19 protein-coding genes are annotated in these 21,530 nt (G+C 65.8%); 6 read left to right on the top strand and 13 right to left on the bottom strand.

The annotated features are described in order from the left end of the window. Positions 1 to 861 (bottom strand): TraB/GumN family protein, encoded by an 861-nt coding sequence (locus ACW177_RS00220; protein ID WP_492026675.1) that lies wholly within the window; start codon positions 859 to 861, stop codon positions 1 to 3. Positions 862 to 1,088: 227 nt separating this feature from the next. Between ACW177_RS00220 and ACW177_RS00215 the strand changes: the two genes are divergently transcribed. Continuing rightward, positions 1,089 to 3,161, top strand: a complete 2,073-nt coding sequence (locus tag ACW177_RS00215; protein WP_492026674.1) for a TonB-dependent receptor plug domain-containing protein — start codon at positions 1,089 to 1,091, stop codon at positions 3,159 to 3,161. Between the two features lie 73 nt (positions 3,162 to 3,234). On the opposite strand, the gene ACW177_RS00210 is transcribed toward ACW177_RS00215, so the two are convergent. Further along, entirely contained in the window at positions 3,235 to 4,902 is a 1,668-nt protein-coding gene (locus ACW177_RS00210) for a peptide MFS transporter (RefSeq protein WP_492026673.1), read from the bottom strand. Between the two features lie 250 nt (positions 4,903 to 5,152). Here ACW177_RS00210 and ACW177_RS00205 point away from each other — a divergent pair, with 250 nt between their 5' ends. Together ACW177_RS00205 and ACW177_RS00200 are read left to right on the top strand one after the other, a co-directional pair. Beyond that, positions 5,153 to 5,914, top strand: coding sequence for an extensin-like domain-containing protein (locus ACW177_RS00205; RefSeq protein ID WP_492026672.1), 762 nt, complete (start codon positions 5,153 to 5,155; stop codon positions 5,912 to 5,914). Positions 5,915 to 6,104: 190 nt separating this feature from the next. Beyond that, the gene (locus ACW177_RS00200) at positions 6,105 to 6,308 is read left to right on the top strand and encodes a cold-shock protein (protein WP_008264090.1); all 204 of its coding nucleotides are present in this window, start codon (positions 6,105 to 6,107) and stop codon (positions 6,306 to 6,308) included. 81 nt (positions 6,309 to 6,389) lie between these two features. Here ACW177_RS00200 and ACW177_RS00195 read toward each other — a convergent pair whose 3' ends face one another. Next, positions 6,390 to 7,301 carry a DMT family transporter gene (locus ACW177_RS00195; RefSeq protein WP_492026671.1) on the bottom strand — a complete coding sequence of 304 codons (912 nt, stop codon included), beginning with the start codon at positions 7,299 to 7,301 and terminating at the stop codon, positions 6,390 to 6,392. A gap of 52 nt (positions 7,302 to 7,353) precedes the next feature. After that, positions 7,354 to 9,537 carry a histidine kinase dimerization/phosphoacceptor domain -containing protein gene (locus ACW177_RS00190; protein ID WP_492026670.1) on the bottom strand — a complete coding sequence of 728 codons (2,184 nt, stop codon included), beginning with the start codon at positions 9,535 to 9,537 and terminating at the stop codon, positions 7,354 to 7,356. Between the two features lie 275 nt (positions 9,538 to 9,812). Here ACW177_RS00190 and ACW177_RS00185 point away from each other — a divergent pair, with 275 nt between their 5' ends. Beyond that, entirely contained in the window at positions 9,813 to 10,589 is a 777-nt protein-coding gene (locus ACW177_RS00185; RefSeq protein ID WP_492026669.1) for a transglutaminase-like domain-containing protein, read from the top strand. A gap of 88 nt (positions 10,590 to 10,677) precedes the next feature. Here ACW177_RS00185 and ACW177_RS00180 read toward each other — a convergent pair whose 3' ends face one another. Both ACW177_RS00180 and rpmB read right to left on the bottom strand, forming a co-directional pair. Then, on the bottom strand, positions 10,678 to 12,408 hold the full coding sequence (locus tag ACW177_RS00180; RefSeq protein WP_492026668.1) for a M1 family metallopeptidase: 1,731 nt from the start codon (positions 12,406 to 12,408) through the stop codon (positions 10,678 to 10,680). A 111-nt stretch (positions 12,409 to 12,519) separates the two neighbouring features. Continuing rightward, positions 12,520 to 12,816 (bottom strand): 50S ribosomal protein L28, encoded by a 297-nt coding sequence (gene rpmB, locus ACW177_RS00175; protein ID WP_292123861.1) that lies wholly within the window; start codon positions 12,814 to 12,816, stop codon positions 12,520 to 12,522. Positions 12,817 to 13,035: 219 nt separating this feature from the next. Between rpmB and ACW177_RS00170 the strand changes: the two genes are divergently transcribed. Then, the gene (locus ACW177_RS00170) at positions 13,036 to 13,563 is read left to right on the top strand and encodes a DUF3617 domain-containing protein (protein ID WP_492026667.1); all 528 of its coding nucleotides are present in this window, start codon (positions 13,036 to 13,038) and stop codon (positions 13,561 to 13,563) included. Between the two features lie 3 nt (positions 13,564 to 13,566). Here the strand turns inward: ACW177_RS00170 and ACW177_RS00165 are convergent, their stop codons facing one another. From ACW177_RS00165 to fdxA, 3 genes are all read right to left on the bottom strand, one after another. Next, positions 13,567 to 13,950 carry a hypothetical protein gene (locus tag ACW177_RS00165; protein ID WP_492026666.1) on the bottom strand — a complete coding sequence of 128 codons (384 nt, stop codon included), beginning with the start codon at positions 13,948 to 13,950 and terminating at the stop codon, positions 13,567 to 13,569. Between the two features lie 129 nt (positions 13,951 to 14,079). Next, positions 14,080 to 14,610 carry a CarD family transcriptional regulator gene (locus ACW177_RS00160; protein WP_008260268.1) on the bottom strand — a complete coding sequence of 177 codons (531 nt, stop codon included), beginning with the start codon at positions 14,608 to 14,610 and terminating at the stop codon, positions 14,080 to 14,082. Between the two features lie 325 nt (positions 14,611 to 14,935). Beyond that, complete coding sequence (gene fdxA, locus ACW177_RS00155) at positions 14,936 to 15,277, bottom strand: ferredoxin FdxA (protein ID WP_017505910.1); 342 nt, start codon at positions 15,275 to 15,277, stop codon at positions 14,936 to 14,938. A gap of 186 nt (positions 15,278 to 15,463) precedes the next feature. Here fdxA and ACW177_RS00150 point away from each other — a divergent pair, with 186 nt between their 5' ends. Then, positions 15,464 to 16,090, top strand: a complete 627-nt coding sequence (locus ACW177_RS00150) for a YceI family protein (protein ID WP_492026665.1) — start codon at positions 15,464 to 15,466, stop codon at positions 16,088 to 16,090. Here the strand turns inward: ACW177_RS00150 and ACW177_RS00145 are convergent. Genes ACW177_RS00145 through ACW177_RS00130 form a run of 4 tightly spaced genes read right to left on the bottom strand, consistent with a single transcriptional unit; the run spans position 16,077 to position 20,965 of the window. Further along, positions 16,077 to 16,355, bottom strand: coding sequence for an RNA-binding S4 domain-containing protein (locus tag ACW177_RS00145; protein ID WP_492026664.1), 279 nt, complete (start codon positions 16,353 to 16,355; stop codon positions 16,077 to 16,079). The two genes, ACW177_RS00150 and ACW177_RS00145, sit on opposite strands and share 14 nt — an antisense overlap. Next, positions 16,352 to 18,856 carry a helicase-related protein gene (locus ACW177_RS00140; RefSeq protein WP_492026663.1) on the bottom strand — a complete coding sequence of 835 codons (2,505 nt, stop codon included), beginning with the start codon at positions 18,854 to 18,856 and terminating at the stop codon, positions 16,352 to 16,354. Before ACW177_RS00140 ends, ACW177_RS00145 begins: the two co-directional genes overlap by 4 nt. A gap of 58 nt (positions 18,857 to 18,914) precedes the next feature. Then, the gene (gene fixJ / locus ACW177_RS00135) at positions 18,915 to 19,526 is read right to left on the bottom strand and encodes a response regulator FixJ (RefSeq protein WP_492026662.1); all 612 of its coding nucleotides are present in this window, start codon (positions 19,524 to 19,526) and stop codon (positions 18,915 to 18,917) included. Beyond that, the gene (locus ACW177_RS00130; protein WP_492026661.1) at positions 19,523 to 20,965 is read right to left on the bottom strand and encodes a sensor histidine kinase; all 1,443 of its coding nucleotides are present in this window, start codon (positions 20,963 to 20,965) and stop codon (positions 19,523 to 19,525) included. The genes fixJ and ACW177_RS00130 overlap by 4 nt, the downstream gene beginning before the upstream one ends. Positions 20,966 to 21,530: the final 565 nt, after the last annotated feature.

Raw genomic sequence — 21,530 nt, 5'->3', positions numbered from 1 at the left:
TCAGGGGGCTGAGGGCCGCCACTCGGGTCCGAGCGGCTCCAGCCCATTTTGCTCTAACCGGTCCAGCACGCCGTTCGGTTCGGCCAGCAGTCGAAGCGGCGCAATGGCCACCGTTACGCCGGGCTGTGACAGGGCGTCGTCTACGGCCTTGTTCCAAATGCCGCGCAAGGTCTCGCCCTCGTCCATCACCGCCCAATAGGAGCAGGCGTTCGTCGCCTGCTCCAGCGGCGAGGCCAGCACCGCCGGCACCTGTCTGCGTCGCCAGGCCTCGGCCCGTCGATCACCCTCGGCCTCCCCGACTTCCGCAGCCGTCGTCGCCTTCTCGATACAGTCCAGATAGGCCTCGGGCGGCGTGGTCAGGATCTTCTCGACCATCTCGTCGCCGCGAAAGACGCCGACGGGTTCGGCCGGTTTGCGGGACGTGCGCGCGGCCCGGCGCACCACCTCCGACACGGGCCGCGCGCGGCGGGCATAGCCGCCATGTTCCATCAGGTCCGCCGACAGCATCAGCATGCTTTGGCGGCTCGGACCCTCGGCCGTAATCCGTTCCACCCGCGTCTCAAGTTCGGGCGACAGGTAATCCGCACTGGTGTTGTCGTTGGGCAGACGCGTCAGAGTGCGCATTCGCCAGATCAGCCGCCCGACATCCGCCAACGACGCCTGACCCTGTATCGGGAACAGCACTCGATCCGCCCTCTCCACCGCGGAGACCAAAGCGTCCGTGCGCCATTCCATGTCTCGCGGAAGGCCGTCTATCGACCCCACGAGGATCAGTGTGCTGTCACCGCGCTGGACCTCCCACATCGGCCCCTCGATACGACGAGCGATGACGACGATATCCTCGACCGCATCCGACGCCATAGCCGCTTCCTGAGCCGTCGCCGGTTGGGCCGCGCTGCAAGCGAGTAATAGGGCGGTGATAATAGAGAAGGATCGGGTCATTGTTCTGACGTAGTACAACAGCTTGCCGTTCCTTAATGAAATCCGCGTAATGCTGTCGTAGATTTAATCCACCTTTCGGCCTTGTAACTGGAGATGAATGCGCCGGATCGGCACATCTCTCGCCAACGAACGAGAGGGGAAGACCGATGAACAAGACCCTGCTGCTGGCCACCACCGCCCTGCTGCTTACCGCCGCGACCGCCCACGCCGGCGACGAACCACAGGTGGCCCAGGCGCCCGTGCCGACCGGACCGACCCGAGAAGCGCCGCTGGCCGACGCCGCCCAGCGCGGGGTGTTGGTCTTCACCCCCGACTTCTTCCTCGCCCAGCGCCCCAACACTGCGCTCGACATGGTCAACCGCGTGCCCGGCTTCGAACTGGACGACGGCAGCGGCGCGCGGGGCTTCGAAGGCGCCGTCGGCAATGTGCTGATCAACAACGCCCGCCCCGCCTCCAAGAATGACGCCGGCTCCAACGTCCTCAGCCGCACCCCCGCCCGTCAGGTCGAGCGGATCGAACTGATCCGCGGCGGTGCCCCCGGCATCGACATGCAGGGCTTCTCGGTCGTGGTGAACGTCATCCTGAAGAAGGAGGCGAGCCGCCAGTCGATCCTGACCTGGAACACCACCCAGTTCGAGGGATCGGGACAGGACCTTTACGGCGGCAGCTATCAGTTCACGGCGCGTGACGGCGACCGCAGCTGGGGCGTCACCCTGTCCGACGGGATCAGCACCAGCGATTCCAACGGGCCCGGCCGCCTGATCCGCCGCGACGCCGCTGGAAACGTCCTGCGCGACGAGGTCACCAATAATGACGGCTATGGCGGCGGAAACTCGATCCGCGGGACCTATGCCGGGCCGCTGGCGGGCGGGAAGGTCGATCTGACCGCCCGCTACGGGATCAACGACTGGCAGGGGTACAACACCAGCCAATCCGCCACCGCCTTCCGCGAAAGCCTGGAAAGCGAGGACGAGAAGAGCGGCGAGTTCGGCGTCACCTGGGAACGGCCCCTGAACGACCGCTTCAAGCTGGAGACCCGGCTGATGCACGAATTCGGCAGCTGGGACGGGGTCTCGACCTATAACGTCCTGAACAACGGCGTGGACGCGCCCGAACAAGTGTTCGCCTATTCCGGCGAAAGCTCCGAGACCATTCTGCGGGCCCTGGTTCGCCATGAACGTTCGCCCAAGCTGACGATCGAGACCGGCGGCGAGGTCGCCTACAATATGCGCCAAACCGACCAGGCCTATAGCGAAGGCGGCGTGCCGGTGTTCCTGCCCAGCGCCTCGGTGAAGGTCGAGGAGACGCGCGGCGAGGCCTTTTCCAAGGGCACATGGCGGCTGCACCCGGATCTGACGCTGGAGGCCGGAGTGCGGCTGGAAGCCTCGACCATCAGCCAGTCGGGCGACGCCAACCAGGAGAAGAGCTTCTTCTTCGCCAAGCCGCGCTTCATGGCCACCTGGACGCCGATGCCGAACAACCAGCTGCGCTTCCGCTTCGAGCGCGAACTGGGTCAACTGGACTTCTCCGACTTCGCCGCCTCGGCCGATCTGGAGGAGGAGAACGTCTATGGCGGCAATGTCGATCTGGAACCGGAGCAGCGCTGGGTCTCGGAGCTGACCTACGAACGCCGCTTCTGGGGCGAGGGTGTCGTCTCCATTGGCTATCGTCATGACGAGATCATCGACGCCATCGACCAGATTCCCCTGGGCGACGGTCTGTCGGCGGTGGGCAATATCGGCGAGGGCACGCTGGACCGGCTGTCGTTGAACGTGACCGTGCCGTTGGAAAAGCTCGGCATGTCGGGTGCGCGTTTCACCTTCAGCAACGATTGGAACAAGACTGCGGTCACCGACCCGACGACGGGCGAGGAGCGGCCGATCTCGGGCGTGCGTCCCACCCAGGCCAATGTCGGCATCGAACAGGACATCACCCGCTGGAAGCTGCAATGGGGCGTGAACTGGCTGCCGTATCTGGGGCAGCCCACCTATTCGCCCGACCAAGTCTCCAGATGGCGCGGCACGGACTATGTCGAGATGTTCGCCGAGTACAAGCCCAGCCCGACCCTGGCCATTCGCGCCCAGCTGAACCTGTGGGACGACTTCACCAACAGCCGCACGGTCTTCGCGAACCGCGACACCCGCGCCGTGGCCTTCGTCGAGGACAGCGTGGTCGATCCCCGCACCTTCGTCTCGATCCGGGTCCGCAAGACCTTCTGAGGCGAGGCCGCGCCCAGCAAAAAGCCCCGGCGGATCGCTCCGCCGGGGCTTCTTTACGTCAGGCGCCGCTGGTTCAGTGAACCCCGGCCATGCCCTTCTTCAGCAAGGGGGACATCAGCAGCAGGAAGATGCCGACGCCGACGCCCGTCCAGCCGATGGTGCCGAAGATCGACCCATAGGTCTGCAAGGCCAGCGCGGGGCTGGTCACGACCCCGGCGACGGTGTCGGTCGCCGTCGCCTTGGCGATCAGGCCGGCGACGATGTGGGCGACCGAGCTGGACAGGAACCAGACGCCCATCATCATCCCGACCACGCGCGCCACCGACAGTTTGGTGATCATCGACAGGCCGACCGGCGACAGGCACAGTTCACCGATCGTGTGGAAGACGTAGGTCAGGAACAGGAACAGCAGAGGCACGCGGAAGGCGTCGTTGGCCTGGTTCGCCGCCGCCCAGGTCAGAACCAGGAAGCCCAGGCCGACGAAGACCAGGCCGAACGAGAACTTGACCGGGGTCGAGGGCTCCAGGTTCCGTTTGCCGAGCCAGACCCACAGGGCGGCCAGGATAGGGCCGCCGATGATGATGACGCCCGGGTTGAACATCTGGGTGTAGCCGGCGTTGAACCAGTCAGGCATCTGGGTCGACTGGTCGGCGAACAGGGTCAGGGACGACCCGGCCTGTTCGAACAGGGCCCAGAACAGGACAGAGAAGAAGATCAGCAGTTGGGCGACCAGCATGCGGCTGCGTTCGGCGCCCTTCAGGCGGAAGACCGTATAGCCGACCACCGAGGCGAAGATGACGCCGGCGATCCAGGGCAGGCCCGTCTCGATGATCTCGTGGCGTTGCATCAGCAGCCAGGTCGGGATGACAGCGACCAGGCCGGCGATCCAGAAGAAGGGAACCAGGGGCACGCCCAGGATCGAACGCCCCTCGACCGGAATAGGCGGTGCGCCGCGACCTTCAAGCCAGGACTGGCCCAAGACGAAGGTCAGAAGCCCAAACAACATGCCGATGCCGGCCAGGCCGAAGCCGTAAGCCCAACCATAGTTGAAGCCGAGATAGGAACAGGCCGCCGTCGCCAGGAAGGAGCCCAGGTTGATGCCGACGTAGAAGATGGTGAAGCCCCCGTCGCGACGGGGATCGTTCTCTTCATACAGGGCGCCGACGACGGTCGAGATATTGGCCTTCAGGAAGCCGACCCCGACGATGATCAGGGCCAGGGCCAGGAACAGGACGGGTTCGCCCAGGGCCTGGTCGCGCTCGGTCTTCAGCGTATAGCCGCCGGCGGCGGTGAAGGCGGGGAAGTCTGAGGCGGGGTTGGCGGCCGCCGGCTCGGCGCCCACGGTGCGGACGCCTTCGGGCGAAATCGCGATCTGGACCCGCTCGTCGCCGTTGACGGCGAACATCTGGCGGTTCTGGTCCCGGCCTACGACCTGGATCTGATAGGTGGTGTCGCCAATGGTCAGGCTTTCACGTCCGCCGGCGCCCTCGAAGGCCATGGTGAAGTGACCCATGACCAGCAGGACGGCGCCGATGATGACGGCCTTGCGCGATCCCAGATATCGGTCGGCGATCATGCCGCCGATGACCGGCATCAGATAGACCAGGGCGGCGTAGGCGGCGTAGATGCCTTGGGCTTCGGCCGGTCCGAACAGGAAATGCTGCGTCAGGTACAGGACCAGCAGGGCCCGCATGCCGTAGAAGGAGAACCGCTCCCACATCTCGGTGAAGAACAGAACCACCAGCCCCCGCGGGTGCCCGAGGAAAGTCTTGCGAGGCTCGAGCGCCCCCCCATCCGTCGCTGTCAACGGCTCACTCCCAACTGCCGCGCCGCAACTGGGCGCGCGAAAGGCGCATACCCAGCACAGCGGGCAAATCCGAACAAGTGTTAAGGCTGTCGCGCCTCCTTCGGCCGGATCACGCGCCGGATGAACGTTTCGCCTCGTCGCGGCGTTTGCCAGCGGGACCGTGGGCGGTCCATGCTGGGGATGTATGAAGCGCGACTTCGCCGATTTCTGGAATCTGCTTTGGGAGGTCGGGCTGTTGGCCTGTGCCGCCTTTGCGCTGCTGAACGCCTATGCGCCGCCCCAGGACCTGCCGTGGAAGCCGTTGGATCTCAACCAACCCCTGGGTCGGGCGACGGCGGCCAAGGTGGCGGACTTCGACCTGCCCGCCACGGCGGCGCCGGAAGAGGTGGAGGGGGCGACCGAGGCCTGTATGCAGGTGCTGCGGGAGGCGGGCGTAGACGTCTCGCGGGCGGCGGATCGTGACGACGGCGGCTTCTGCATCGTGCGCGGCGCGGTGCGGATCACCGGCGGAGCGGTCACGCCCCTGGCGCCGGCCGATGTGGTGATGCAATGCCCGCTGGCGGTCCGCTATGTCATCTGGGATCGTCAGGTGCTGCAGCCGGCGGCCCGCGACATCCTGGGATCGGCGCCGGCGCGGGTCGAGAACTACGGGACCTATTCCTGCCGCCGCATTTACGGCTCGCAGGATGAGCAGGAGCGGCCCAGCGAACATGCGCGGGCCAACGCCCTCGACGTGGCGGGGGTGACGCTGGAGGATGGGCGGACGGTCAGCGTGCTTAACGACTGGCGCGGGGAGGGACCGGCGGGCGAGCCGGGCGCACGCTTCCTCCATGTCGTGCGAGACGGGGCGTGTCGGCTGTTTTCCACGGTTCTGACGCCGGACTACAACGCCGCCCACGAGAACCACCTGCATATCGACGGCGCCGAGCGTGGCGTCTGTCGGTAAGGTTGAACATCCCGAATCGCTTTGCTGTTGACCGACTGGAAAAGCCGGGTGACAACAACAGTACAGTCCGGATTTTGCGTGGGGTCCACACCCGCGTCTCGCTCCTTCGCCTGAACGAGCTGTCCAGATGGATTGTCGGGTCACCCCGAGGGGGATCCGCCTGGAAAAGCGCGTTTACGGAGACGCAGACATGGCGACCGGTACGGTCAAGTGGTTCAACCCCACCAAGGGCTATGGATTCATCCAGCCCGACAGCGGCGGCTCTGACGTGTTCGTTCACGTCACCGCCGTTCAGAAAGCCGGCCTTCAGGGTCTCGATGAAAACGCCAAGGTCGAATACGAGCTGGAAAACCAGCGCGGCAAGACCTCGGCGATCGACCTCAAGCTCCTCTAAGCCGAACGGCCGATAAGGCTATGGAACAGGCGCGGGGGTCTCCTCCGCGCCTGTTTTCTTTTTGGGCTATCGCGCTTCGCGCTACTTGAGCCCGTCGTGCGTCGGCTTCGTCCGTTGCGAGCGCTGGGCCATCACGATGGCGCCTAGCACCAGGGCGCCGCCCAGAGCCTGTATGGGGGTCAGGGTCTCGCCGAAGATCCACCAGCCCAGCAGGCCGGCGACGACCGGCTGGATCAGTATGGTCACGGCGGTGATCGACGCCGGCAGCTTGCCCAGGGCCCAGGCGACGCCGCCCTGGCCGAAGACGTGCATCACCCCCATGGCGACACAGGCGGCCCATCCCGCCGCACTCGCCGGGATGATGTCTTCGCCCAGGGCCAGGGCGACGATCAGCAGCAGGGGCGCGCCCAGCAGGGTGGCCCAGAAGGTGACGCGCATGGCGCCCGCCGTGGTGCGCGCGGCCTTCACCGCCAGGAAATAGCCCGAGTACCAGACCGCCACCGACAGGGAGAAGGCGTCGCCCAGCGGGGGATTGGTCCCCTGGCCTCCGTCAGCGCCGGCCGCCATGGCGAAGGCGCCGCCCATGGCCAGGACCAGGGCCAGCAGGAACAGGCGGCGCGGGGCCTCCTTCAGCACGATCCAGCCGAACAGGGTCACGACGACCGGCGTCAGATTGCACAGGACGGTGGCGTTCGCGACCGAGGTCATGACGATGCCGTAGTGCCAGAAGCTGAGATCCAGGGCGAAGAACAGGCCCGCCAGCAGCGCCCATTTCGACGGGGCCGCGATCCCGCCGGGCTCCCGCGACGCCAGAATAGTCAGCAGGGGCAGGGCGAAAACGAACCGCCAGAAGCCGGCCGCCGCCGGCCCCGTCTCGGTCAGGCGCACCAGGATCGGCGCCAGGCCCAGCACACAGGCGGCGATCAGCAGGACGATCAGGGCGAAGGCGCGCGGGGAGACAAGCGACGAGACGCGAGAGGCGAGGGGAGGCATGGGGCCTCTTACGCCGCCCCGCGACCTTTCGCCACGGTCAGCGTCGGGATGATCAGATCAGTTCGGAGACGGGGTCGATCCTGGCCCGCAGCACGACCTCCAGACCCGGCGCCTGGTTGTGATAGTCGATACGGCCGTCCAGCTGGGCAACCAGGCTGCCGATCATCATCGAGCCGAAGCCCTTGCCGGCCTTGTGATCGCCCTTGCCGTCGTCGGCGACGACCAGACGCAGCATGTCGCCCGACTCGCTCAGGCTGATGCGAAGCGGGCCTGGGCCGCCGTCATAGGCGTATTTCTGGGCGTTGATGATCAGTTCGGTCAGGATCAGGCCCATGGTCACGGCTCGACCGGCGTCGATACAGACCGGCGCCAGGTCGGTCTCGATGACGGCCGCCCAGTCGGCCCCCATGCTGGCGCCCAGGTCGTCGACCAGTTCGCGGATGTAGCGGGACATGTCGACTGTGGTGTCCTGATCGCCCCGATAAAGACGCGTGTGGACGGTCGAGACGGCGCGCACGCGTCGCCGGGCCTCCTGCAGGGCCGAGCCTGCGGGACCTTCGCCCAGGTCTCGCGCCTGAAGACCCAGGAAGCTGGACACCAGGGTCAGGCTGTTCTGGACCCGGTGATTGACCTCGCGCATCAGATATTGCTGCTGCTCCAGCTTCAGGTCGCGCTCCGTCAGCCGCGCCAACAGCGACTGGTTCTGGGTGCGCAACTGATTGACCGCCGCGAAGTCAGACAGTGCGTCTCTAAGGCGAGCGACGGATTCGACGGCGGCGGCGCTCCAGCGTCGGGCGCGGCCCATAACAGTCTGGGACCAGCCCTCGAAGGAGGCGCGGGGTGTCAGGGCGCCGCTGGCGGTCGATTTTACGGCGGTGGACGGATCCCCCGCCCAGCGAACCGTCTCCAGAATCTCGGAGCGGAACCACAGAAGGGATAAGGGCTGCTCGCCCGCCAATCGAACCGCCAGCAGGCCGCTGGCGTGGGCGCGCCAGGCTTCGGCCTCGGGCAGGAGGGCGGACAGGGCGCTGGAGGCTACGGGGCGCAGGCCTGGTTGTTGGTGCAGCCAGTCGGACAGTCGGCGCACCGCCGCTTCCGGCGGGGTGTATCCGAAACAGGCGATCTGGTCCCCGCGCACTATGGCCAGGCCGTCCGCTCCGACCAGATCGGTCAGCTGACCCGCATGTTCGGCCAGAGCGGCGTCCAGATCACGATCGGTGGACAGGCGGACGATCAGTTCGTCCTCCAACCGGCGCAGTCGCACACGCTCGCGATACAGTTCGGCGTCGGCCTTCGTCTTCAGCTGCCGGGCCAGGCCCCGGGCCAGGGTGGTGCAGGCGACCCTCAGCTCATAGGGCAGCAGATGCGGCGTCGTGCTGTGACAAGCGACCAGACCCCATAAGGCGTCATCGACGATGATCGACACCGAGGCCGAGGCGCGCACCCCCATGTTCTTCAGGTACTGGATATGGACGGGCGAGACGGCCCGAAGGCCGCTGTCGCTCATATCGAGCGTCTCCTCGCCAGGCGCGACGGGGCGCAGGGGCTGTGGGGCATAGCGGCTGTCGGGAATGACCCGCACCGGATTGCGCAGATAGAGGGCGCGGGCCTGACGCGGGATGTCGGTGGCGGGGAAATGATGGTTGAGGAAGGATCCGGCGCCGATCGCGCGGGATTCGGCGATGACCTGGCCCGCCTCGTCGTCGAGGAAACGATAGATCATGACGCGCTCGAAGCCTGTCAGACTGCGAAAGGCTTCCGCCGCACGCTCGCACACGGTCTGCACCGACGCCGCCCGCTCAAGCGCCGCGCCGGCCGCGTCGATCCTGGCGATCAGCTCGACGCTGAGCCTGGCCTGCTGTGAGCTCTGCTCGATCTCGACAAGCATCCGATCCTGGCCATCGGCCCGACCCTGATCCCGCGCATAGTGGACGACCACGTCGTATTCCAGCCGATTGGCGGCGCGCCAGCGGCCGGCGAAACCCGTCTCCGAAGTTCGCGCCATGCCGCTCAGGCGGCGGCCGATCACATCGCCCAGCAGAACCGCCACGTCCTGGCCGAGCCACGCCGACTTGCCCGTCAGTTGCTCGATAAGCCCGGCGCCCTGTTCGATGGTCAGGGTCTCGGCATTCAGGACCAGGAGGAGGCCGTGCGGCTGGATCGCCTGCGGTGCGTGGATCGGCTCACGATCACAGTCGGTCAGGTCGATGTCGTCATCGAGAGCGGAGTCGGTCATGCTTGCCGCTCTTCCGTCTGCGATGTGATGATGGTCTCGCCCGAGCGTGCGCTGATCAGGCTTGGCCGCATCCCCCGATCAGGGGAAATGTCGATTAGGGAGGATGCCATAGGCGATCACCCTAACATATTGCTGTCGCTTGTCTATTTCGGGCCTAAAGCGTACGGTTGCGTACATTTCACCCCTGCGTCGGCGGGTGCGACGGCCTGGCCATGGAACGGCCGCAGTCGCGTGGCGTTGGGGGGCGTCGCCCCCTCCAATTGACTGGTCCTTAAATGAAACTGCGCGTCCGCGCCGAGCTCGTCTATCGTTTCGATCCGCCGACGGACGCCATCTACAAGATCCAGGTCGCCCATTGGCCGGGCCAGGACATTCTCCAGGAAACCCTGACCTTCGACCCGCCGGTCGAGTTTCACGAGGACGAAGACGTCGATTTCGGCGCCCGGACCCTGCGCTGCCATGTCGAGGGCGAAGTGGCCCTGATCTATGAGGCGGTGGTCGATAACGGGGTGCTGAAGGGGTTGCCGCCCGATGTGGCCCAGCACGACTGGGGCGAGCTTCCGGCCGAGGTTCTGCCCTATCTTCAGCCCAGCCGTTATTGTCCGTCGGACCAGTTCGGCCGCTTCGTCGCGCGCGAGTTCGGCGACACCTCGGGCGGGGCGCGGGTGCTGGCGATCCTGAACTGGATCACCGAGAACATCGACTATGAGCACGGCGTGTCGGACACCGAGACGACGGCGGCGCGGACCTTCATTGACCGGGCCGGGGTGTGTCGCGACTTCACCCACCTGGGCATGACCTTCTGCCGGGCTTCGGGCATTCCCGCGCGCGCGGTCAGCGCCTTTGCTCACCAACTGACCCCGCCCGACTTCCACGCCATCTTCGAGGTCTGGCTGGATAACGGCTGGTGGCTGGTCGATGCGACGCGGCTGGCGCCGGTCGAAGGTCTGGTGCGGATCGCCTGCGGACGCGACGCGGCGGACATCGCGTTTCTGACCACTCAGGAACGGTGCCAGATGGTGCGGCAGTCGGTGACGGTGGAGGCGGCTTAGGGTCTTTTCCAACACCTATCCGTCATCCTCGGGCTTGACCCGAGGATGACGGAGATTGGGAGCGATGACGGAGATTGCGCGTGGGGAACTACTGCGTCTTCGCCTTCTGCTCCGCCTTATAGGCTTTCAGAGCGTCGATCATGTCCATCTGGCGCAGCACCTTGTTCTGCGGATCGATCAGGACGTGGGCCCCCGCCGGAACAGCGATCTCGCCCCGACCGCCGGTCATGGCGACGGTTTGGACGCGGCCATCGATCTCGACTTCCAGCGGCATGGGGAAGGGCTCGCCGTTCCCGCTGGTCCATTCCAGCCGCAGCATCCCGCCCTCTTGCGTCTGGGTCAGCACCGGCAGGGCGGCGTTGTACAGATAGCCGCGGAAGAACCAGCCATAATCCTGACCCGTCACCTCGTTGACGATCCGCAGGAAGTCCGGGGTCGAACGATACAGGGGCTGAAAGGCGCCGGGGCGCGGATCGTCGGTTCCATAAACCAGACGGGTCAGAGCCTGGTGGAAGGCGGCGTCTCCGATCAGCATCCGCAGCGAATGGGTGATCAATGAGCCCTTGGAATAGATGTCGCCGCCTGGACCGACGTCGCCCTTGTAGACCTCGTCCTCGGTCTTGGGCGTGCCTGATACGACGGGGAATTTGTTGACCAGCCCCTCGCGCTGGTTCGCCAGCTCGCGTTGCATATAGCGATCGCCCAACAGCCAGCGCGCGTAGAGGGGCTGCATATAGCTGTCCAGGCCCTCGTGCAGCCACATGTCGTCGGCGTTCTGATTGGTCAGCTGATTGCCGAACCATTCATGACCGAACTCGTGCTGCAACAGCCAGTCATAGCCCCGGCCGTCGATCTTGTAGGCGTTGCCATAGGCGTTGATGGTCTGGTGCTCCATTCCCAGGTGCGGGGTCTCGACCACGCCCATCTTCTCGTCGCCGAAGGGGAAGGGGCCGACGGTCGCTTCGAAGAAGTCCAGCATCTTCGGGAATTCGGCGAACAGGGCCTGGACCTTCTCGGGCGCATCCGACTTCAGGTGCCAGTAGTTCATCGGGATCGTGTTGCCGAACCGGCTTTGGTACTGGCCGCTGACCTCTTCATAGGGGCCGACGTTCAGGGCGATGGCATAGGTGTTGGGGCTCTTCGCCGACCAGTTCCAGGTCGTCCAGCCGTCGCCGTGATCGACCTTGCCCATGAAACGACCGTTGGACGGCGCTGACAGCTCGGAGGGGACGGTGATGTGCAGATCCACCCGACCAGGCTCGCCATGCGGGCTGTCGATACAGGGCCAGAAGATGTCGCAGCCCTCGCCCTGGACGGCGGTGGCGATCCAGGGCTCGCCCGAAGGCGCGGTGGACCAGACGAAGCCGCCGTCCCAGGGGGCGCGGGGGGCGACGCGAGGCTTGCCGGCATAGGCCACCCGCAGAGCGACAGACTGGCCTGCCGCCAGGGTCTGAGGCAGATCGACGGTCAGTCGCCCCTCGGGGTTGGACCAGCGGTCGGAGGCGACCGCGACGCCGTCGATCTGGACCGAAGAAATGGGCAGGAGCGTATCCAGATCCACCACCAGCCGATTCAGGGGAGCCTTGGCGGTGAAGCCCAGCACGGCGACGGCGTCGATCGCCTTGTCCTGCGGGATGACCTTGATGGACAGGTCGGCGGTGTCGAACCGCATCGCCTGCTGCTCGACCGTCAACGTCTGGTCCGTGGCCAGGGTGTAGGCGGTCGAATCCCGCACCGGCGTGGGTGGGGCGGATAAGGTCGCGCAGGCTGACAGCGTCAGGGCGGCGGCCGTGAAGGCCAGGGTGCGGGCGACAGTCATGCGGAATCCCCTCCGGTTACGGTTCGGGATTAGTCCTGCTCTGAACGGCGCGCAAAGAAAAAGGCCGGCGTCGCCGCCGGCCTTTTCCAGAATGAGTTCAGCAGTCGCCGATCAGGCGGCGGCTTGCTCGGCCAGCTTGGCGCGGACCTGACGCTTGATGCGCTGGGCGGCGATCGACAGCTGCTCGTCGCGGGCCTTGACGATGAAGGCGTCCAGGCCGCCCTTGTAGTCCAAGGTGCGCAGCGCGGCGTTCGAGATACGCAGCGAGAAGGTCTGACCCAGGGAGTCCGAGGTGACCTTGACCGTCTTCAGCGACGGCAGGAAGCGGCGCTTGGTCTTGATGTTCGAGTGGCTCACGCTATGGCCGACCATCGGGCCGATACCGGTGAGTTCGCAACGACGCGACATCGTCAGATCCTTAAGGTGCGGCGTCCGGCCCGAAGCGTGGGAGAAGACGCATGAAACAAGTACGCGCGGGAAGCAGCCCGCGCGAGAGGGGGCCGTATAAGGGAAGAGGCGGTCGGGCGTCAAGCCGAGTCTTGCCCCGGTTTCGCGGATCGCCGCAACGGCGTCGGAACCGGGTGTCGTTCAGGCGTCATTCAAATGACGCGCCGTATGAGTCATATCATGAAGATCCAAGCTGAACAGAAGGCCGCCATGTCTCGCTCCTCCCCGATCGCTCCTCTGTCCAAACGCGCCCGGTCCCTCAAGCTGTGGGCCGTCCTGGCGCCCGTGATGGCCGGCGGCGTCATGCTGGCCGCGCCCGCGATCGCACCCGCCCAGACCACGCCGGCCCAGGCCGAGGTGCTGCCCGGCTATTGGGAGTATACCACCAGCGCGGTCGGTCAGCGCGACACGGAGCAGAAGTGCGTCCGCCCTAGCGAGATCAACCGCTTCTTCGGCGGCCTGTCGACCAATCGCTGGCGCTGCACCTATCCGACTCGCGTCGTCGGCAACGGTCAGGCGCGGTTCGAGGGGACGTGTCAGGACAAGAAGGGCCGTCGGGTCAATGTGCGACTGTCTGGAACCTATGAGGACACCAGCTTCAGCTTCCGCGGCGGCGCCCAGCTGCTGCGCGGCACCCCCTATATTCCCGCCACCATCACCGCGCGCCGCATCAGCGCCCAATGCCCGGCCAACGCCGAATATTTCTGATCCTCAGACCGCCTCGGCGCGGGCGACCACATAGGTATGGGTCTGGTCGCCCGTGGACAGGCTGACGTATTCGCCGGTCTCGAGCACTTCATCGGCGAGGCGGAAGCCGTGCGCGTCGTCGGCCTCGCCGGGTTCGAAATCCAGGAACCAGCGGTCGGGCGCCGCGTGGCGCAGACGGCCGAACGCCAGGGTCGCGCCATGCGAGAAGCGGCGGACGCGGCATTTCTCGGGGGCTTCGCGCCAGGTTGCGGCGTCCAGGCGACGGTCGGCCTTCAGCGGCGCCAGTATGTCATAGCCGACGTCGTGGTCCCCCTCCGGGTGCTGCGGTTCGCGCGCCAGTTCCAGACGGATATGGTGGAAGCCCAGCGGGGCGGCGGCGTCGGTCATGGTCGGCTCCTTCTCGGAACGACCAGACGCCGGACGCGGCGGGTCCGCCTTGATGTCGGTCAAACCAAAAAGGCCCCGGATCGCTCCGGGGCCTTTTCGTTTGTCCGAGGTCGAAGCCCTGGCCTGTATTTAGGCGGCTTCGGCGGTCGGGATCGGCTTCTTGGCGCTGAGCGACTTGGCCAGCAGCTCGACAGCCGCGTCCTTGTCGATCTTGTTGGCGGCGGCGACTTCGCGCGCCATCCGGTCCAGGGCCGATTCATAGAGCTGGCGCTCCGAATAGGACTGTTCCGGCTGGGTGTCGGCGCGGTGCAGGTCGCGGACCACTTCGGCGATGGAGATCAGGTCTCCCGAGTTGATCTTGGCTTCATATTCCTGGGCCCGACGCGACCACATGGTGCGCTTGATGCGGGCGCGGCCCTTCAGGGTGGTCAGGGCCTTGGTCACGACGTCGTCGGCGGCCAGCGAACGCAGGCCCGCGGTCGCGGCCTTCTTGGTCGGGACGCGCAGGGTCATCTTCTCGTGGTCGAAGGTCACGACATAGACTTCCAGCGACATGCCCGCGACTTCCTGAGTCTCGACCGCCGCGACCTTGCCGACGCCGTGCGCCGGATAGACGACCGCGTCGCCAACCTTGAACTCCAGACCAGTCTTGCTCGTCATATTCGTCCTTTCCCGGTTCAGGGCCGGGCGAAGCGAAGGCGCGTTCGACGCAGACAGGACCTCAACCGTCGGTGGGAGCCGTCGGGGAGGTCGTTCTGGGCGTCAAATGCGGAAACGGATCACCAAACCTCTGGCCGATCCCGTCTGTGGGCGGGATTCTGTCGCAAACACGGGCGGCGCGAAGTTTTCGCGGACCGCCCGATCCAATGAAACAGACCCTATCACAAAATGACGGGTTTTCAAAACGTCCACAGGCCCATCGAGGATTTGCGAAGGTTTGGCCCTTGGCGCTCGAGCGAGACCGGCACGCAGAGCCGTCGTTCGATCAGGAGCCCTTGCCGGGCTTGGGGCTGAAGTATTTCTCGTACTTGCCCGTCTCGCGTTCATACTGTTCGCGATCAGCGGGAGGCGTGCCCTTGACGGTGATATTGGGCCAGACCTTGGCGTATTCGGCATTGACCTGCAGCCACTTGCCGTCCGGCTCGTCCTCGGTGTCCGGGACGATGGCGTCGACCGGGCATTCGGGCTCGCACACGCCGCAGTCGATGCACTCGTCCGGGGCGATGACCAGGAAGTTCTCGCCTTCGTAGAAGCAGTCCACCGGACATACCTCGACGCAGTCCATGAACTTACATTTCACGCAGGCGTCGGTGACGATGTAGGTCATGGGGCGGCGAAAAGGGTCGGGACTGTGGGTGAGAGGCTGCGACATGGCGGCCGTGCAACCAACTGTCAACAGCAGGGCTTAAAGCGAGAGACGTTCGCAGACGGCCTGGCGCGCCTTGACAACAGTCAGGCTAAATAGCAACTGTGCTGATTGCATATATCGATCCTTATCAAACGGAACATCCCCATGCGCACTCCCTTCATGAAATACGCCCTCGCCGGCGCCCTCGCCGTCAGCCTCGCCGCCGGCGGCGCCGTGGTGGCCCAGGCCGCCCTGACCAAGAACCCGGCCGAGGTCACCGCCGGGACCTATGATCTGGAGTCCAGCCACGGCAAGATCACCTGGTCGGTCAACCATTTCGGCCTCTCGACCTACACGGGTCAGTTCGTGAACGTGAAGGCCGAGTTGAAGCTGGACCCGGCTAATCCGTCCGCCTCGACCCTGACCGCCACCATCCCGCTGACCGACGTCGCCCCGAACGATGACAAGCTGAAGGGCCACCTGCAGACCGCCGACTTCTTCGACACCGCCAACCATCCGACCGCGACTTTCGTCTCGCGCTCGGTGACGGTCGATGCGGACGACGCCAACGAGGCGACCGTGGTCGGCGACCTGACCCTGCGCGGCGTGACCAAGCCCGTGACCATCGAGGTCGAGTTCAACGGCGCCGGCACGGTTATGGGCGCTTACAAGGCCGGCTTCGACGGCGAGGCGACCATCAAGCGTTCGGACTTCGGCATCAACTACGCCCTGCCGGTCGTTTCGGACGAGGTGAAGCTGCACATCGAAGGCGAGTTCGTCATTCAGAAATAAGGGCGTAAAGGGCGCGGGCCTCCTCAGCAGGCCCGCGTCGCTCGCCAAGCGCCTCGACGCGCAGTGTGGTGACTCGCCCGTTCTGGGCGAAGGTCAGCAGATCGCCCGGACGAACGCAGCGGCTGGGCTTGTCCAGCCGCGCCTCACGTCCCTGATGGATCAGGCGCACCGCGCCCCTCTCGACCAAATCGGCGGCAAGGCCTCGCGTCTTCACAAACCGGGCGCGCCACAGCCAAATGTCGATGCGGCAGGCGTTGTCGCTCAAGCTTGAGCCTTTCGACGACGGCGAGGCCGTTTGGCGCGGGCCGGCGCCGGTTGCGGCGCTGTCAGGGCGGCCAGGGCGGCGAAGGGTGAATCCTTGGGCGGCTTCGGCGCGACGCCGGGCTTGTCGGGCTGGCGGGCCCGTTCGGTCTTCAGGGCGGCGATGACCTGTTTCGCCTGATCGGCGGTCCAGCCCAGATCGACCAGGGCGGCGTCGGACAGGCGGCCACGGTCCGCAGTCTTGGCGGCGCGCAGATCGGCCATCTTCTCCAATGTCTCGACCGGCGCCAGCCAGCGGCCGGCCTGGCGCAGGCCGTGGGCCGAGAGCAGGCGAGGCGAGGGCGGTTCGGCCGGTGCCGGGATCAGGTCGGGCGTCGCGGGAATCAGGGGGGCGTCTAGGAAGGCCTGAGCGAAATGACGGGCGCGGGGCTTTTGCAGACCCGGCAGCCAGACCGAATGGACGCCGACGCGTATGGCGAAGCTTTTCAGCGTGCGACGCTCGACCTGGCTGAGGGCGGCCAGATCGCGTTCGACATCGCGCCGATCAATCAGGCCGCCGGCCTCGATCAGGCGGAAGGCGATGCCGCGCGGCAGGCCTTTTAGGGCGCCCGACTCCACCGCCTGGCGCAGGCGGCGCAGGTCGCGCAAGGCGCGGCCGGCCTCGAACGCCAGCCAGGCCTCAATCCGGCGCTTGGCGCGCTCGCGGGCGGGTGTCGGCCCCAGTTCGCCGAGCAGGCGGACGACCGGCGAAAACGGGTCGGCTCCGGCCGGCGTCGCCTGGATCTGGGCGGTCAGGACGCCGCGCCACAGGACTGCTCCGTCAGGCGTGACGGCGAAACCGTCGTCCGTCTCGGCGGCGAGACGGCCGAGGCGGCGATTGATCTCGGGCGTCACGGCGCGGACCGCGGCCTGACGCAGGGTGCGGTCCTCCAGGGCCGAGGCGCCCTTCTCCATCTGGAACCGAACGCCCTCAAGCTGGCCGACCACTTGGCCTTCGACCGTCACCTCGCCGTCGTCCGCCACGCCCGCGAAGGTGTCTTCGCGCACGTTCAGGGCGCGCATCAGGGCGGTGGTGCGACGATCGACGAACCGTGCGGTCAGTCGCTCGTGCAGGACGTCGGAGAGGCGGTCTTCCAGAGCGCGGGTCTTGTCACGCCAGCCCTGGGCGTCGTGAACCCAGTCGGGACGGTTGGCGATGTAGGACAGGGTGCGGACAGCCGACAGACGCGCCGACAGCTGGTCGATCTGGCCGTCGTCGCGATCCACGAAGGCGAAGCGCGGCGCCATCCAGTCGTCGGTCAGCCTGCCCCGCTTGCCTGTCAGGGCATGGAAGACGTCCTTGGCCAGACGGGCGTGCTCATCCAGCGTCGTCTTCTGGAAGTCTGGCAGTTGGCAGGCTTCCCACAGCCGCATGACGGCGCCGCGCGACCGGCCGATACGGGCCACTTCCTCGTCCTTGATCAACCGGCGCAGCAGGGTTTCGTCCAAGGCTTCGGCGGTCAGGCTCAGCCCCGCCCGCTGAGGCGTAACGGTCAGGGACCGCAGCAGATCGGGCAGGGTGTCGAAATCCAGTCGGGCGTTGCGCCATTCCGCCGCCTCGACCGGATCGAACCGGTGCTCGACCACCTGTTCGACCAGGTCGGCGTCCAGATCCTCGGCCTCAGCCGTGACCCCGAAGGTGCCGTCGCGCAGGTGGCGGCCGGCGCGGCCGGCGATCTGGCCGATTTCGTGGGCGTGCAGCCAGCGGGTCCGGCGACCGTCGAACTTCCTCAGGCCGGCGAAGGCGACATGGTCCACGTCCATGTTCAACCCCATGCCGATGGCGTCGGTGGCGACCAGGAAATCGACTTCGCCCGACTGGTACAGGGCGACCTGGGCGTTGCGGGTTCGGGGGCTCAGCGAGCCCATGACCACGGCCGCCCCACCCCTCTGACGCCGGATCAGTTCGGCGATGGCGTAGACCCGCTCGGTCGAGAAGGCGACGATGGCGCTGCGGCGGGGCAGGCGGGTCAGTTTCTTGGACCCGGCATAGGACAGGGTGGACAGCCGGTCCCGCGTCACGATCTCGACGTCCGGGACCAGACGGCGGATCAGCGGCTCGAGCGTCCCGGCGCCCAGAAACATGGTCTCGCACCGACCGCGCGCGTGCAGCAGCCGCTGGGTGAACACATGGCCGCGCTCGGGATCGGCGACCAGCTGAATCTCATCGACCGCCAGGAACTCGACCGACCGCTCCAGCGGCATGGCTTCGACGGTGCAGACGAAATAGTGCGGGCGCGGCGGGACGATCTTTTCCTCGCCCGTGATCAGGGCGACGGCGGCCGCCCCCCGCTGTTTGACGATCCGCTCGTAGATCTCGCGGGCCAACAGGCGCAACGGCAGGCCGATCATGCCCGAGGCGTGACCCAGCATCCGCTCGACCGCCAAATGGGTCTTGCCGGTGTTGGTGGGCCCCAAAACCGCAGTGACGCGGGATGGGGCGAGGCCTGCGGACCGGTCGCTCATGACCTGTCTAAGGTGGCGACGATTTTCCTTGGGCTCAAGGGGCGTTTGCGCCGAAGTTTCAGCCCTCTGTGACGCTGAGCCCCAGACGCACCAGCATGGACAGGCTTGTGGCCTGCATCTTCTGCATGACTTTGGCCCTGAAGATTTCGACCGTGCGGGGGCTGATGTCGAGGATCAGGGCGATTTCCTTGTTCGACTTGCCGTCGATGAGGGCGTCGAACACCTGGCGCTCTCGCGGCGTGAGGGTGGCCAGGCGAGTAGTGGTCTGTTCTCGTACCTCGCTTTCAACGCCGTGGCGCTCCAGTACCGATAGACAACCGCGAACGGCCTCTAGGATGCGGTTGGGATCGAAAGGCTTCTCGATAAAATCGATCACGCCGGTCTTCATCAACTGGACCGCCAAGGGCACGTCCGCATGGCCGGTGATGACGATGATCGGCCATGCCTCGCCGCGCAGCGCGCGTAGCCGCTGGATCAGCTCGGTCCCTTCCATCTGGGGCATTCGCAGATCGGTGATGACGCAGGCGGCCTTCTCGTCTGGAAGGGCCTCGAGGAAGAGGGCGCCACTGGCAAATCCTCTGGCGCGGATGCCCTCGCCCCTCAGAAGCAGCAGCAGCGAGTCCCGCATGGCTTGATCGTCATCGACGACGAAGACGGAATGGTCGGTCATGCGGCTTCGAGCTCCGAGGCGGGGGATAGGCAGAAGGAGAAGGCGGCGCCGCCCAGCGGGCTTCGGCCCACGGTCAGGACGGCGTCATGGCTTTCGACGATCGAACGGGTGACAGACAGGCCCAGGCCCATGCCGCCGGCCTTTGTCGTCATCATGGGCTGGAAGATCCGATCCATCTGGTCTTCGGCTATGCCGGGGCCGTTGTCGTCGATGCGAATCTCATAGCCCTGGTTGGCCAGACTGCGTCCCGTGACTGACACGATACCTTCGGCGCGATCACAGACGGCGTCCACCGCATTGCGCGCCAGATTGGCGATCGCCTGTTGAAACTGAATCCGGTCCGCCAGAACCAGATCGCCGATCTCCTGCACATCGATGCGGATGGAGACGCCGGTGTCTTGGCGGATCAGGTCGAACAGGGGGCCCAGATCGTCGATCATGGACGAGACCCGCTCTTGCGTCAGTTGGGAGCCGCCAGTCGCGATCAATTCGCGCATTCGGCGTATGATGTCTCCGGCGCGGAGCAATTGAGTCTTGGCCAGGTCCAACGCGCGGCTGGCGCTGTCGCCGATCGGCCCCGCCCGGGCGATGTCCGTCTGTCCTGCGTGAAGGTAGACTGTGGCGGCGGTGAGCGGCTGGTTCAGCTCGTGAGCCAGGGTGGCCGCCATTTCGCCCATCGAATTCAGTCGCCAGCTTCTGCTGAGTTGGCTCATCAGGTCGCGCATACGATCATTGACGGCAAGCGCCTGTCGCTGATCCGCCAAGGAGAGAACGACCCGTTCGGGAGTCGCGCTATGAGAGAGTCGGCTGCCGTGGATGGTCAGGGGAACGATCTCGCCGTCCGGCCGTCGCGCCAGCCAGTAACCTGCGGAAGGTGCGGCAAGGGCCTCGCCATTGGCTACTGAAGCGAGGGTCGCTTCACTGAAGTCAGGAGCGAAGAGGCTGAAAGGGCGGTTGGCGGCGTCCTTCGGCGCCACCCCGAGGAGTTCGGCGGCTGGGGTTGTGATGCGAAGAATACGGCCGTCGCCGTCCAGGGTTACGACGGGCACAGAGGTCAGGGTGCTGTGCAGCAAGGCGGATCGGCTGGTCAGGCGTTGACACACATCGGCCAGCACCCCCGCCATTAGGACAAACAGAATAGTGTTGATTGCCGCATCCATCAGGCTGGTTCGCGTCGTCATGATCAGATCGACGGCGACCGAAAACACGATGGTCAGCAGTGTCGCGGGGCGGCTCCCCAGCAGGGCCGACACCATAACCGCACCGAGCAGCGGCATGTAGTGGACATGTTCGACGCCTTGAAGCGCGAATTTAATTAGCGATGCAATCGATACGCAGATGCAGGCAAGCAAAACGGCGTTACGGCGTGGTGTGAAGATGGATTGCCAGCTTCGTCCGCTCACGAATTGAGTAACATTACCTGCTCGCATTCGCATCATGTGCGATCTTGCTGTGGCGGAATCATTTCAAACGTGCCGTTGCCGCTTTTCGGGCCCATTTGTATACCTTCCGAGGCTTCACTGGAAAGCAGTATTGTCTTCGCTGGCATGGCTTCGGCGAGCGGGCGCTCAGGAATGAGCATCTTTTCAGCGTATGGGCGTCAACTCCAAGTACGCAGTCGTACTTATCTGCCAGCGCCGTCCTGGCGGCGCTTCCCGCAGGTTTCGCGATAAAGCGGCCCTAGCGAAAGCGACATTCGCATAGTCCACCTCATGCAAAAACTCGGGACGGACCAGGCGCCTGTACGGGCCGGATGTCATCCGCACCCCGAGCGGCTCGCGCTACTCCGGTTGGCGTCAATTCTGGGGCCGTAACAGAGCGTACGCATTCCTACCTAAGCTCGGGTTCAGAATTCGTATTAATCATCCTTCCATTGTTGTTGGGCAGATGCGGTTGCTGATGGCGCTCAAAACCTTCTGTCTCGCTCGCCGCTGCTGCGGTGGTCGAACAGGCAAGGCTAGGGCGCGCTGGGGCGGCCGGGGGGCTGTGATGAGGGGCATGTCC

Source organism: Brevundimonas sp. AVps23W (genome assembly GCF_058681395.1).
The sequence above is the reverse complement of the archived record's forward strand: the minus strand, read 5'-3'. Positions and strand labels throughout refer to the sequence as shown.

Bases quoted from the DNA above. Each gene is read 5' to 3' on its own strand.
- ACW177_RS00200 (WP_008264090.1), top strand. From the start codon at position 6,105: ATGGCGACCGGTACGGTCAAGTGGTTCAACCCCACCAAGGGCTATGGA.
- ACW177_RS00215 (WP_492026674.1), top strand. From the start codon at position 1,089: ATGAACAAGACCCTGCTGCTGGCCACCACCGCCCTGCTGCTTACCGCC.
- ACW177_RS00170 (WP_492026667.1), top strand. From the start codon at position 13,036: ATGAAGATCCAAGCTGAACAGAAGGCCGCCATGTCTCGCTCCTCCCCG.
- ACW177_RS00195 (WP_492026671.1), bottom strand. From the start codon at position 7,301: ATGCCTCCCCTCGCCTCTCGCGTCTCGTCGCTTGTCTCCCCGCGCGCC.
- ACW177_RS00205 (WP_492026672.1), top strand. From the start codon at position 5,153: ATGAAGCGCGACTTCGCCGATTTCTGGAATCTGCTTTGGGAGGTCGGG.
- ACW177_RS00190 (WP_492026670.1), bottom strand. From the start codon at position 9,537: ATGACCGACTCCGCTCTCGATGACGACATCGACCTGACCGACTGTGAT.
- ACW177_RS00130 (WP_492026661.1), bottom strand. From the start codon at position 20,965: ATGATGCGAATGCGAGCAGGTAATGTTACTCAATTCGTGAGCGGACGA.
- ACW177_RS00160 (WP_008260268.1), bottom strand. From the start codon at position 14,610: ATGACGAGCAAGACTGGTCTGGAGTTCAAGGTTGGCGACGCGGTCGTC.
- ACW177_RS00140 (WP_492026663.1), bottom strand. From the start codon at position 18,856: ATGAGCGACCGGTCCGCAGGCCTCGCCCCATCCCGCGTCACTGCGGTT.
- ACW177_RS00220 (WP_492026675.1), bottom strand. From the start codon at position 861: ATGGCGTCGGATGCGGTCGAGGATATCGTCGTCATCGCTCGTCGTATC.
- fixJ (WP_492026662.1), bottom strand. From the start codon at position 19,526: ATGACCGACCATTCCGTCTTCGTCGTCGATGACGATCAAGCCATGCGG.
- ACW177_RS00185 (WP_492026669.1), top strand. From the start codon at position 9,813: ATGAAACTGCGCGTCCGCGCCGAGCTCGTCTATCGTTTCGATCCGCCG.
- ACW177_RS00180 (WP_492026668.1), bottom strand. From the start codon at position 12,408: ATGACTGTCGCCCGCACCCTGGCCTTCACGGCCGCCGCCCTGACGCTG.
- ACW177_RS00165 (WP_492026666.1), bottom strand. From the start codon at position 13,950: ATGACCGACGCCGCCGCCCCGCTGGGCTTCCACCATATCCGTCTGGAA.
- fdxA (WP_017505910.1), bottom strand. From the start codon at position 15,277: ATGACCTACATCGTCACCGACGCCTGCGTGAAATGTAAGTTCATGGAC.
- ACW177_RS00150 (WP_492026665.1), top strand. From the start codon at position 15,464: ATGCGCACTCCCTTCATGAAATACGCCCTCGCCGGCGCCCTCGCCGTC.
- rpmB (WP_292123861.1), bottom strand. From the start codon at position 12,816: ATGTCGCGTCGTTGCGAACTCACCGGTATCGGCCCGATGGTCGGCCAT.